A 13,225-nucleotide genomic window follows, 5' to 3' on the forward strand; every position below is an offset into this window, starting at 1 on the left:
ACCGATGAGAACTATGCGACCCGAGAATTATGCGACCACTATGGAGGAACCACGATGACGACAACCTATGACTTCACGACGATCATGGACCGTCACGGCAAGGACGCGCTCGCCGTCGACGCCGTGGGGCACGGCGGTTCATTCGCGCCCCAGGCGCCGCGTGAGGGCATGGATCTCATTCCCATGTGGATCGCGGATATGAATTTTCCGACGGTCCCCTCGGTTCCGCGCGCGATCATCGAACGGGCCCAGCACCCGGCCTATGGCTACTTTCAGGCGTCCGACGAGTACTTCCAGGCGATCATCGATTGGCAGTGCGACCGACACGGCGTCGAGGGACTCACCCGCGAGGACATCGGCTACGAGAACGGTGTGCTCGGCGGTCTGGTATCGACGCTGACGTCCTTCGCCGCACCCGGTGACGCGGTGCTGCTGCACAGCCCGACCTACGTCGGTTTCACCAAATCCATCGAGGGGAACGGGTATCACATCGTGCACAGTCCGCTGGTGAAGGACGACGAGGGCGTGTGGCGCATGGATTACGAGGACATGGACCGCACGATCAAGGAGCACGGCATTCATGTGGCCGTGTTCTGCAGTCCGCACAATCCCTGCGGCCGCGTATGGGAGCGTTGGGAGATCGAGCGGGCGATGGAGGTCTATCGCGCCAACGACTGCGTGGTCATATCCGACGAAATATGGTCCGACCTGATCCTCGAGGGGCACGAGCACATCCCCACCCAGTCGGTTAGTGAGGATGCCCGCAACCGCACGGTGGCGCTCTATGCGCCGAGCAAGACCTTCAATTTGGCCGGACTGGTGGGCAGCTACCACATCATCTACAACTCGACTCTGCGCGACCGGGTCGTGTCCAAGGGCTCGAAGTCGCATTACAACGATATGAACGTGCTGTCGATGCATGCCTTGATCGGAGCCTACGGCACCGAGGGCCGAGAATGGCTCGACCAGTTGCTTGCCGTGCTTAGTGCCAACGTGGACTATGTCTACTCCTATATCACGTCGCATTTCGACGGGGTGGATGTCGCAAGGCCGCAGGGGACGTACATGCTCTTCCCCGACTGCTCCCGCTGGTGCGCCGAACACGGTGTCGATATCGATGAACTCGAACGTCGGGCGTGGGATGCCGGCGTCGCGGTGCAGGACGGTCGGATGTTCTATGGGCCGTGCGCCATGCGCATCAACGTGGCCCTGCCGATGTGCCGGGTCGAGGAGGCCATGCGCCGGTTGAGCGAGTATGTGTTCGTCGAATGAGTCGGTGCGATCGGGTGGCCCGGGGTGCGGTCGGGCCGTTCCCTCGGCCCCGAGGCTCCGGCGCCGTCGCGATATGCGGTCCGGGCGTGATCGGACGATTCGGGTCGCACCCAGGTGGGTCGGGCGCGGTCGGGCTGTTCCCTCGGCCCGGGCCTCTCTCGTTTCCGCCCCCTCCATCCGTCGATAAGCTTGACGTCATCGGCCCGCCTTACCTCGTTTCCGGGATTGTTCCCCGTTCCCGTCACCCTCTCTTTCCCGTGGACCTCTTTCGCCGCGGGAATCCGTAGGCACTAGGGGTGATAGCGTTTTCGACTGGCGGAATTCCGCCCCTCGAGCGTTGTATCCCCCATTGTGCCTGTCGCTATCGTCGACCCTTGGCATCCAATCGTCCATCCTTGGCGATGAATCGGCGATTTCAGGCGCCCAATCGTCGACCTTTGGCGCGCTACCGCTTACCAACGTCGGGCAATCGGCGTTCTTGTGCGCGCTATCGTCGGTCCGTGGCGCCCAATCGTCGACTTGTGTCGCGCTATGGTCGACTTGCGGTGTCGTGTCGGCGACCTGGGGATATGGGAACCATGCGGGCGCGGCGGTGTCCGACGGGCAAAGAAAAACCCTCGGACCGTTGGTATTCCAACGATGCCGAGGGTCATATTCTCGTGCGAGTAGGGGGAGTTGAACCCCCACGAGCATTCGCTCACTACCACCTGAAGATAGCGCGTCTACCATTCCGCCATACTCGCAGACAAACAGCTAACCTACCGTATTTCGAAGAGGACTGCAATACGGTGTGTCGGATGGTGATTGGTGTCGTGCCACCCTGAAACCGCACTAAACCGGACTGAAACCGCACCGAGAGCGCGCCAAAGGGCTTCGGACGCTTTTCCGGTGTATTAACCGCGGCTGCCGTTCGCGTAGAAGTGGGCCAGGGTTTGGTCGCGGAACTCGTCGAAGTATCCGCCGTCGATGGAGGCGCGGATATCGTCGAGGAGCGTGATGAAGAAGTGTTCGTTGTGGATCGTCGCCAGCGTGAATCCGTTGAGTTCGCGGGCGCGCAGGAGATGGTCGACGTAGGCGCGCGTGTAGTGCGTGCAGGTGTAGCAGTCGCAGCCTTCCTCCAACGGGCCGAAGTCGTGCTTGAACCCGGCGCGTTTGATGTTGTAGCGTCCGTCGTGCGTGTAGATGGCTCCGTTCCTGCCGACGCGGGCCGGGGCGACGCAGTCGAAGGTGTCGCCGCCGTTTTCGACGCATGCGAAGATGTCGTCGACCGAGGCGATGCCCAGAACGTGACGGGGACGTGAGAGCGGCATGGCGTCGGCGATCCAGGCGCAGGTGTCGCCGATCACTCGCTTCTCGATGGCCCCGCCGATGCCGACGCCGTCGAAGTCGAGCGAAGCGATCTGTTCGGCCGCGTGACGGCGCAGATCCTCGTAGTTCGCGCCCTGCACCACGCCGTAGAGCGCCTGATAGGGTTTGCCCACTCGGGCCGCGGTGAGTCGTTCATGTTCGGCCACGCAGCGCTGGGCCCAGCGGAAGGTGCGTTCGACCGAGCGTTCCTGATAGGCACGGGTGTTCATGAGGGTGGTCAGCTCGTCGAAGGCGAACATGATGTCGGCGCCGATCTTGTGCTGGATGCCCATCGAGATCTCGGCGCTGAACCGGTGCTTGGAGCCGTTCAGCGGGGACTTGAACGTCACGCCGTCCTCGTCCACGAACGCCATCCGCTCCTTGCCTTTGGCGATGACGTCATCCGACTTCATGCCCTTGACGTCCATCGCCAGCGTCTTCTTGAACCCGGCACCCAATGACAGCACCTGGAATCCACCGGAATCGGTGAACGTGGGGCCATCCCAGTTCATGAAGCGGCCCAGACCGCCGGCCTCGTCGATGACGGCCTCGCCCGGGCGCTCGAACAGGTGGAAAGCGTTGGAGAGCAGGCATTGCGCCCCCAGTTCCTTCATCTGCTCGGGCAGCACGCCCTTGATGGCGGCCTGTGTGGCGACCGGCACGAAAGCGGGGGTTCTGATGTCGCCGTGGGGGGTGTGGATGATGCCGGAACGGCCGTACCGGGTGCCGTCACGCCCCTTGCCCTGAGCCGAGGGGGGAAGCTGCGTCGTCGTTTCGAAGGAGAAGGCACGGCGATCGCCGGGCATACCGGTTCGTGCCCCGCGGGGCTCATCAAGGAAGCTGGTCATATCGCTCACTGTAGGCGAAGCCCTGCCTGCGCCAGGTCGCCTGCCCGGCATTCGTGGAACGTGCCGGAGATTGGAACATTGCTCTCAACGAACATTCAGGAAACGTCCAGTGCGGCTATCTTTACTCATAGATAGCAGCAACCAGATGGCAGGACGGCACAGCACCAAGCAGCCGCACGCTGGTGCTTGTGTGATAGTGAGGAGCAGCACATGGCTGAGGAACATGACGGTGACTGGATGGACCGTGTGAACGGCGGGCACGACGCCGAAGACCGTGCTCCCGAGCACGGCGCCGGGGCATATGAGACGCAGGGTGGCACGCCCGACACCACCGAAACCAGGCAGTTCGGGACGGATCCGAACGGAACGGATTTGAACGGAACGGATCTGAACGGAACGGATTCGAACACCGCGGAACCGCATGGAGCCAAATCCGACGGCACGGAATCAAGCGATGCCCAGGCCGGTGCCGCGGCATCCGGCGATGACCAGCCGACGGTTGCCATGCCGAATGCTTCGAATTCCACGGTCTCCCACCCGACCCAGTCCATGCCGACCACGGTGATTCCGTCGGCCGACGACCAGCCCACCACTGTGCAGGAGCCAGCGGGTGAGGGATATCGTCCGGCGCCCGAGTATGGCGCATATGGCCCCACGCCGACTCAGCCGACCACTGCACAGCCGACCTCTGCGCAACAGTTCGGTACGCAATCATCCGGTGCGCCGGTGAACGGCGGTGCAGGCGATGGCCACGACCCGAATACGGGCAACAATCCGTTCGGCGACCGCAACCCCTACGCCGGTGCCGGAGCGTACGGCAATCCGTATGCCGACCGCAATCCCTATGAGCACCCGAATCAGCAGGATGCGTCGCAGCAAGGCCAGCGCCCGGGGTCGGGCGACTCGATGAACGGTGGCGGCCAGCAGCCCCCGATGGGTCCGCAGGGCCCCGGCTATCCGCAGGGACCGGGGTATTCGCCGTCCAATCCCTTCATGAACGATTCGTCCCGTTCCAACGGGCCGACGCGCTCGCGCAACGGCGGCGCCATCCTTGCCGCCATCGTGGCCGCCGTGGTGACCGCGGTGTTGTGCCTGGGTGTCGGGTTCGCCGCACTGAGCAGCGGTCTGATCAGCGTGCCGACCAGTGGTTCGATGTCGAGCATAGGTTCGTCGTCCTCGTCGAAATCCGGTAGCGCGCCGCTCAAGCCCGGCCAGGCGGCCAACTGGACCGAGGTGTCCAAGGCGGTGTCGGGCTCGGTGGTCTCCATTCAGACGCAGGTGAGCGGCGGGTCGGCCAAGGGTTCCGGCGCCATCATCGACACCGATGGGCATATCGTGACGAACAACCACGTCATCTCAGGCGCTTCGGTCATTCAGGTGACGCTGGCGAACGGGCAGATGTACGCGGCCAAGCTGGTCGGCGCCGATGCGACCACCGATCTGGCGGTCATCAAGCTCGACAACCCGCCCAGCGACCTGAAGGCCGTGACCTTCGCCGATTCTGAAGCCCTGGCTGTCGGAGAGGGCGTCATGGCCATCGGCAACCCGCTCGGGTACGACGATACGGCCACTACGGGCATCGTCTCGGCCCTTAATCGCCCGGTGTCCGTCACCGATGAGAACCAGACCGAGATCGTCACCAACGCCGTGCAGATTGATGCGGCGATCAATCCCGGCAACTCCGGCGGCCCGACGTTCAACGCCGCGGGTGAAGTGGTGGGCATCAATTCGTCCATCGCCACCGCCTCCAGTTCCAGCTCGTCGAGCTCCTCCTCCGGGTCGATCGGCATCGGCTTCGCAATCCCCTCGAATCTCGCCAAGCGCGTCGCGCAGGAGATCGTGAAGGACGGTTCGGTGAAGCACGTCAAGCTTGGTGTGACGATTCAGAGTTCCACGGTCGAATCCGACGGGGTCACCCGCGGCGGCGCGAAGGTCGTGCAGGTCTCCTCGGGCAGCCCGGCGGACAAGGCGGGGCTCAAGTCCGGCGACACGATCGTGGCCTTCAACGGGCATGCGGTCAACAACAACTACTCGGTGCTCGGCTTCGTGCGGGCATCGGCGTTGAACGACAAGGTGAAGCTGACGGTCGTGCGCGACGGCAAGGCCATCGAGGTCGATATGACGCTGGATCAGCAGGAGGACCGCAAGACCTCCGCGAGCAACGACTCTGGGTCGAACGGCAACAATAACAACCAGAACGGGAACGGCGACAACAACCAGAACGGCGACGGCAGCGACGGGTTCTCCGATCCGTTCGGGCTGTGGTAAATCCCCGGTAGGTCGAATCTAGCGGTTCGTGTGCGATGCCCCGCGGTCTTCATGGCCGCGGGGCATCGTCCCTTATGCGCCACAATCCTCGGCATTCCGCCGAACCGTGGGGTTGGCAAACCGCAAGCCGGGATGGGTGCGGGCCGTGGTCGACCGACCCTGTATACTGGTTCGCAACCATAACTGAACGTAATTATTCTTTACGCCGTGTATCGTGCAGCATTCCCAGAACCCAGTTCACAGGTGAATCTCCGGTGGGTTAACAAGGCGTGACTGCAGTGTCGGCCGCGCAGGCCGATACCGTATACCAGCGTAAGGAGCAATGATGCGAAGCGTCATTCGTGTTCTTCACCGAGTTCCGGTACTCATCGTGACCGTGCTCTCGATCATTCCCATCGCCCTCTGGTGGGACTGGCGTCCCTGGATCGGCTCCGATGCCGCCCGACCGGTTGATGGAGCGGCGTTCGACCCCATGCTCTGGCATGCGCAGGCCTGGAAGCTGGGCGGCCCTTCCGTCGGGCAGTGGCTGGTCGTTGCCCTCGTGCTCTATACCGTCGTCGACGCCGTGCGCGGCATGATCGAGGATCTGCGGCACGGGCATCTGGGCGTCGATATCCTAGCCGTCATCGCGATGCTTTCGACCCTGGCCGTCCAGGAGTACTGGGCGAGCTGGGCGGTCGTGCTCATGGTCTGGTCCGGCGAGGCCATCGAGGAGTACGCGCAGGCCAAGGCGAGCAGCAATCTGAGTGCCCTCGTCAGCGCGGCGCCGCACGAGGCCCATCTGGCCGTAGCCGAATCCGGTGCCGAGGCCCTCTCCGATACGGCGGTTCATGATGGGGACCGGCGCGCGCCGATCGCGAGCACTGACACGGCGGGTCATGGCGGTTCGCATCGTGAACTGGCCGCAGGCGTCGACGCGCCCTCCGGAATGCGCACCATTGGCGCCGAAGCGGTCGAGATCGGTGACGTACTGATTGTTCTGCCGGGTGAGACCGTGCCCGTGGATGGCGCTTTGCTCAGCGACGAGTCGACGCTGGATTTGAGTGCGATCAATGGGGAGCCGCTGCCACGCACGGTCTATTCGGGCGCCCGGGTCATGTCGGGCGCGGTGAACGGCTCGCGCGCCCTGCGTATGAGAGCCACCACGCTCGCCCGGGATTCGCAGTACCAGCATATTCTGCGCATGGTCGCCTCGGCCCGTGATTCCAGGGCTCGGGCCGTGACCACCGCCGACCGGATGGCCGTGCCCTTCACGGCGTTGTCGCTGGTGATAGCCGGTCTCGCCTGGTTCGTTTCGCGTGACCCGACGCGATTCGCGCAGGTGCTGGTGCTCGCCACACCCTGCCCGCTGCTCATCGCGGCCCCCGTGGCCTATCTGGCGGGAACGGGACGCCTGGCCAAGGCGGGCATTCTGGTCAAAACGCAGGATGTCATCGAGAACCTCGGTCGGGTGACGCACGCCTTCTTCGACAAGACCGGGACGTTGACGTCGAGTCGCCCGCACGTGCTGCGCGTCGAAATGGCCTCTGGTGTGGGTGCCGCCGGCCAGCCTGGCGCGTCCGCCGCAGATTCTGTCTCGGATCCTGCCGCCGTGCCCCGCGACGCCGATCAGGTGCTCGCCATCGCGGGTCTCATCGAGGGGTATTCGGTCCATATCCTTGCCCAGGGCATCGCATCCGCCGGCATCGAGGCACGTCGCAGGCTTGCGCAGCGCGGCGGTTTCGGGAACGAACGTGCGGCCGTGATCCGCGACGTCCACGAAGACCCCGGCAACGGCGTGAGCGGTACGGTCGACGGCCGTCGCGTGCGGGTCGGCCGGCTCGGTTACGTCACGGCGATGCCGGAGTCGGATGCGCGTGCGAGATTCTCGCATCACGGATGCCGACCGATCGCACCCGACGAGATGGCCGCCTTCGTCTCGTTCGACGGCCGGTTGGTCGCCCGGATCGTATTGCGGGATACGCCGCGGGAGAACGCCCGGCCGTCGCTCGACCGTCTGCGCGAACTTGGGGTCGTGCGGTTGACCATGCTCACCGGCGATCACATGGCATCGGCCGGCAAGGTTGCCCGGGAGGTCGGGATCGATGACGTCCGTGCGGATCTTTTGCCGCAGGACAAGCTGCGAGCTCTGGGCATCGATGCCCCGGACGTCGATGTGTTGGGTGTTGACGCTGCGGACGGTGCCGCCTCCAACGGTGCCGTCCCCAACGGTGCCGCCTCGGGCGGTACCGCGATCGCCGCAGGGGCCGGTTCACGTCGGTGGTCGCGTCGTGGTTTGCGCCGTGGTGCGCGCCGGGCGAAGACCCGCGTCGCGATGATGGTCGGCGACGGCGTCAACGACGCCCCGGTGCTCGCCGCGGCCGACGTCGGCGTCGCGATCACCGACGGGACCTCCACCGCCGCAGCGCAATCGGCGCACGTTGTGATCATGGACGATGATCTGTCGGCGGTGCCTCGGGCCATCGCCATAGCGAGGCGTACGCAGCGGGTCATGCTGCAGGCGGTAGTCGGCGGCCTGGCCCTTGCACTCGCCTGCATGCTGGCCGCCGCATGGGATCTCATCCCCGTGGTCGTCGGCGCATTCGTGCAGGAAGCCATCGACGTCGTCTCGATCCTTTGGGCCCTGACCGCGTTGACGGGGCCGGAGTCCCATGAGTGAGTCCCCGCGAGTGAGTGACCCAGCTCATACCCCCGGGGCGGCTTCGAGGTCTGTTGCGGCCGAATCGTTTGCGCTACCCTTGTGCGCATGAGTGAGAACAGTGAACTGCGTATCGCCGTGATCGGCGCTGGCCCGGCGGGCGTGTATTCGTCCGACATCTTCCTTCGCGAGCTGAGGAAGCGTGGGGAGGAGCTGGGGCTCGGCACCACGGCACGCATCGACGTCTTCGAGAAACTGCCGGTGCCTTTCGGCCTGGTGCGGTACGGCGTGGCCCCCGATCATCCTAGCATCAAGTTCATCGCGGATGCGCTCGAGAAGACGCTCGACAATCCTGATATCCATCTGTATTGCGACGTCGAATTCGGCAAGGACATCACCCTGGACGACCTCCTGCCCCGCTACGATGCGGTGCTGTTCGCGACTGGAGCCGTCGAGGATCGTCCGTTGCACATCCCCGGAGCCGACCTCACGGGGGTGCATGGGGCCGCTCGGTTCGTCGAATGGTACGACGGCTACCCCGATGGCCCGCGCGACTGGCCGCTCGACGCCAAGCAGGTCGCCGTGATCGGCGGGGGCAATGTGGCGATGGATGTCGCCCGGGAGCTGATGCGCGACGCCGACGACCTGCGCACCCGCACCGACATCCCCGACAACGTCTACGAGGGTCTGCGGCGCAATCAGGCACGTGAACTGCACCTGTTCGTCAGGCGCGGCGTGACACAGGCGAAGTTCTCGGTGCAGGAGCTGCGCGAGATGGAGCAGCTGCCCGGTGTGCGCATCGCCGTCGACGATGAGGACTTCGATCTCGATGAGGAGACGATCAAGGCGGCGGGCGGCAACAAGCTCGTGCGCCAGATGGTCGAGGAGCTGTTCGCGATTCGCGAGATGGCGCAGGATATGGAGGACGATGGCAACGTCGATTACGCGGGCAATCCGGCGGATCGCGTCTATCATCTGCATTTCAACGCCCTGCCCGTCGAGATCACCGGTACCGACGGCGCGGTGTCGTCCCTGCGCGTGGAGCGCACACGGACCGGAGCCGACGGGGTGATGGAGCGTACGGGCGAGTTCGTGGAGTACCCCGTCCAGGCGGTCTATCATGCGATCGGCTACAAGCCCGCCGCCGCCGAGGGCATCGCCTATGACGAGCATCGCACGGTGCTCGCGAACGACGAGGGGCGCATCCTCGCCGCCAGCGATTCCGCCCAGATCGTGCCGCGTCTGTATGCCACGGGGTGGGCCAAACGCGGTCCGGTCGGGCTGATCGGCTCGACGAAATCCGACGCGTTGCTCATCGTGGGGCACATGCTCGACGATCTGGCCGCCGAGGCCGGCGCCGGGGCGTTGGCCGGGGATCGCGACGCCGGATCCATCGACCGCCTGTTAGCGGAACGAGGCGTGCGCCCCATCGATTTCGCCGGGTGGAAACGGGTCGACCGGTTCGAGCGCGAGCAGGGTTCCCGGGAAGGCCGCAAGCACAAGAAGGTCACGGAACTCGAACGGTTGCGCGCCATCGCGCATGCCGAATGAGGGTGCCCCAACGCATCTGAATGGTTGTGCGCGACGTTCGATTATGCGTGCAGCGAGCTTTCAGGAAAAGCCCAGTTGCCTTGTTTACGCTGACCACTATGAATCGCGATTTGAAGGTGCGTGGGCACTTCAACGGTTTGAAGACCACCCTATTATTCGGCATCATGTGGGCCATCATCATGTTGATCTGGTGGTTTACCGGTGGCACCCAGGGCACGCTCGGCATCTACATCGTCATCGGCCTGGCGACGACCTTCGGCTCCTATTGGTTTTCCGACAAGCTGGCGATCGCGTCGATGCGCGCCCGGGAGGTCTCCGAACAGGAGGCCCCGGCCCTGTACGCCATCGTCCGCGAGCTTTCCGCCAGTGCGGGCAAGCCGATGCCTCGGATCTACGTCGCGCCGACCGATAGCCCGAACGCCTTCGCGACGGGCCGCAACGAGCGGCATGCCGCGGTGTGCTGCACCCAGGGCATCCTGCAGCTGCTCAACGAGCGCGAGCTGCGCGGCGTGCTCGGCCACGAGCTCATGCATGTGTACAACCACGACATCCTCACGTCGGCAGTCGCCTCCGCCATGTCGACCGTGATCACGTATCTCGGTTACTCGCTCATGTATTTCGGCGGCGGCGACCGACGGGACAGCCGGTCCGGTAACGGCGGCGGTCTGGGGCTGATCGGCGTCCTCGTCAGTTCGATACTCGCCCCGATCGGCGCATCCCTGATTCAGATGGCCATTTCGCGCACGCGTGAATACGACGCGGACGAGGATGGCAGCAGACTGACCCGCGATCCCGAGGCGCTCGCCTCCGCGCTGAGCAAGATTACGAGCGGCGCCCGAATCAATCCGATGCCTCGTACGGCAGGCACGCAGAACGTCGCGGCGATGATGATCGCCAACCCCTTCTCCGCGCAAGGACTGAGCCGTCTGTTCTCCACCCATCCACCGACCGAGGAGCGTATCGCCCGCCTCATGCAGATGGCCGGCGAGATGCAGCAGTCCGGAGTGGATTCGACCCCGGGCTATTCCCAGGTCGGGTATCAGGGCGGTTCGGCGGACTATCGCTGAGTGATGCGGCGGATGTGAGGCTCGCCGCGCCGGGCGCGTATGCACGATGGTGGGCCGGGCGCGAGACGTGCTAAACTTTCTACTCGTGTGTGGCACGGCCGCACTCATGCGGATGTAGTTCATCGGTAGAATGACAGCTTCCCAAGCTGTAGAGGCGGGTTCGACTCCCGTCATCCGCTCCATTGCCCAGGTCTTGTACTGTAAGGGTTTTAGGCCTCTTGAGACATCCGATTGAAGTGTTACTGATACCATTCCGATCGCGTTTCAGCAGGTGTGACATACGTTGTGTGACTGTATGTCATTCGGATCGTATGACGGTGTCCGTGGACTGTTCGTACCTGTCGCAAAGATGCTTCCAACATGACTCTGATTTCCATGACGGAGGGAAACCCATTGGGCAAAGAGGGAGATCGGGGTATTCGTGCAGTAATGCCATAAAGCGTGTGAACAAGTGCGAGGTCGGTGCGATTCTCGTTACGAGGTGGGCGAGTATGGTGAGGATCCCGAACAGTCGTCTGTTGTCGAAGGCTGCGGAATGCCAATCTCGAGGTATACGAGGAACCCTTCCGAACTCTTTATTCCACAATCTCGAGTGGTGAGCACAAATATTTCTGACATCATTAAGCGTCCTCAACCATGAGAGCAATATCGACGAGGGGATTTCCAGATTCGACGCGATGTTGTCACGCACCACTCTTGACGATCCTTGGTAGAGCGAAACGAGGGAACCGAATTCCAACATTTCCACTATTACCCAAATCGGTGGGAAGACGTGTGAGTCGCCATAGGCGTTTTTGAAGTGGGTGGCGAAGAGCTCTTTTGATCTATGGAAATCCTTGAGGCATTTCCCCAGGAATTGCGCATGCTCATTGTCATTCATATCCGGTACGTTCTGCGGATATTGGTATCCGAACGGTCCTGATTGCTGTGCCAGCTCCATGGCCAACGAATCCCGAAGAAAAATCTCCACGCGTTCGATGGCATCGAGTACGTGGAAGCGGAGTTGGCGGTCGAAAGTATATCGACGCCAAATCATCGCGAAGGTGACGCCTTCCGTGAATTTACCGTCCCGCATAAATGGATACCAATAGCCGGATAAGCGGTAATAGCCGACATCCCGAAGACGCAGGATGATCTCTTCACGACTGTTGTCTGCGCTGTTTTCGCGGAGTGCAAGACCTCGCTCGAACAATATGTCCGCCTGATCCTCATAAGTTGTTGCGGGCTTGGTGAATTTTATCGGGCATCCTCGTCTGATAAAAGAAGAGTCGGCGAGGAGCTGTTCTGGTGGGAAGCATGCCGACTGTAGTAATTCTTTACCATACACGGGGTATTGGCGTGTGGCAATATGACGGCGAGTGTCACGTTCGTCCGGGTGTGCGGCAAGCGTGTTCGGTGTCAGGGGATAGCCCACAGATATACCGTCTCCGCGCGATAATGGAGCCATGACTATCGCGACTCCGGAACGTTATGCACAGATGCTTGATGAGGCTCGTCGCACGGGGTACGCCTACCCCGCCATCAACGTGACGAGCACGCAGACCTTGAATGCCGCCCTACAGGGGTTCGCCGACGCCGAATCCGACGGGATCATCCAGGTATCCGTGGGTGGAGCGGCCTATCTGTCGGGGAACAGCGTCAACGACCGGGTGACCGGCTCCCTGGCCTTGGCCCGGTTCGCGCATGAGGTGGCGGCGAGGTATCCGAAGATCACCGTCGCGCTGCATACCGATCATTGCGCCAAACAGTATCTCGACTCGTGGGTCAGGCCGCTGCTCGCCCAGGAGGCCGAGGATGTTGGCCGCGGGCGCGAGCCGTTGTTCCAGTCGCATATGTGGGATGGTTCGACCGTGCCGCTCGACGAGAACCTCGACATCGCGCAGGATCTGCTTGAGCGTTCGGCGAAGGCCTATACGGTGCTGGAGATCGAGATCGGCGCGGTGGGCGGCGAGGAGGATGGGCAGAGCGCGGCCATCGACCACCGGCTGTATTCCACGCCCGAGGACGGGATCCGCGTCGCGCAGCGTCTGGGGCTGGGCGAACAGGGGCGGTATATGGCCGCCTTCACCTTCGGCAATGTGCACGGCGCTACAAGCCCGGTATCGTGCAGCTGCGTCCCCAGTTGCTGCAGGAGATCCAGGGCGTGGTCGCCGGCGCCGTGAACGACGGGACGATCGACCCCGGTGTGGGCGACGGTGGCGCCGGTGCCGCGGCGGGGCGGACGCTCGAGCACC

At 63.4% G+C, this 13,225-nt stretch carries 7 protein-coding genes, 2 tRNA genes and 1 pseudogene; 7 read left to right on the plus strand and 3 right to left on the minus strand.

Going from position 1 to position 13,225, the window contains the following annotated elements:
- Positions 1-54: 54 nt before the first annotated feature.
- A complete protein-coding gene (locus BMON_RS03700; protein WP_033512932.1) occupies positions 55-1,272 on the plus strand; it encodes a MalY/PatB family protein in 1,218 nt (405 codons plus the stop codon).
- A 660-nt stretch (positions 1,273-1,932) separates the two neighbouring features.
- Here BMON_RS03700 and BMON_RS03705 read toward each other — a convergent pair.
- Together BMON_RS03705 and tgt are read right to left on the minus strand one after the other, a co-directional pair.
- Positions 1,933-2,015: transfer RNA gene (locus BMON_RS03705), tRNA-Leu, on the minus strand.
- 150 nt (positions 2,016-2,165) lie between these two features.
- On the minus strand, positions 2,166-3,467 hold the full coding sequence (gene tgt / locus BMON_RS03710) for a tRNA guanosine(34) transglycosylase Tgt (protein WP_033512931.1): 1,302 nt from the start codon (positions 3,465-3,467) through the stop codon (positions 2,166-2,168).
- A 210-nt stretch (positions 3,468-3,677) separates the two neighbouring features.
- On the opposite strand from tgt, the gene BMON_RS09520 reads away from it, so the two are divergent.
- The 5 genes from BMON_RS09520 (at position 3,678) to BMON_RS03735 (ending at position 11,173) form a co-directional block, all read left to right on the plus strand.
- Positions 3,678-5,735: a S1C family serine protease gene (locus tag BMON_RS09520; RefSeq protein ID WP_237745315.1), complete on the plus strand. Its 2,058-nt coding sequence runs from the start codon at positions 3,678-3,680 to the stop codon at positions 5,733-5,735.
- Between the two features lie 322 nt (positions 5,736-6,057).
- Positions 6,058-8,394: an HAD-IC family P-type ATPase gene (locus BMON_RS03720; RefSeq protein ID WP_033512929.1), complete on the plus strand. Its 2,337-nt coding sequence runs from the start codon at positions 6,058-6,060 to the stop codon at positions 8,392-8,394.
- A gap of 81 nt (positions 8,395-8,475) precedes the next feature.
- Positions 8,476-9,924: an FAD-dependent oxidoreductase gene (locus tag BMON_RS03725; RefSeq protein ID WP_152595775.1), complete on the plus strand. Its 1,449-nt coding sequence runs from the start codon at positions 8,476-8,478 to the stop codon at positions 9,922-9,924.
- Between the two features lie 98 nt (positions 9,925-10,022).
- Positions 10,023-10,991, plus strand: coding sequence for a zinc metalloprotease HtpX (htpX, locus tag BMON_RS03730; RefSeq protein WP_033512925.1), 969 nt, complete (start codon positions 10,023-10,025; stop codon positions 10,989-10,991).
- 108 nt (positions 10,992-11,099) lie between these two features.
- Positions 11,100-11,173: transfer RNA gene (locus tag BMON_RS03735), tRNA-Gly, on the plus strand.
- Between the two features lie 116 nt (positions 11,174-11,289).
- Here BMON_RS03735 and BMON_RS03740 read toward each other — a convergent pair.
- Complete coding sequence (locus BMON_RS03740) at positions 11,290-12,405, minus strand: Abi family protein (protein WP_161786337.1); 1,116 nt, start codon at positions 12,403-12,405, stop codon at positions 11,290-11,292.
- A 31-nt stretch (positions 12,406-12,436) separates the two neighbouring features.
- Between BMON_RS03740 and fbaA the strand changes: the two are divergent.
- Positions 12,437-13,225, plus strand: a pseudogene (gene fbaA / locus BMON_RS03745) (class II fructose-bisphosphate aldolase); the annotation flags it as partial.

Source organism: Bifidobacterium mongoliense DSM 21395 (assembly GCF_000741285.1).
GTDB lineage: Bacteria > Actinomycetota > Actinomycetes > Actinomycetales > Bifidobacteriaceae > Bifidobacterium > Bifidobacterium mongoliense.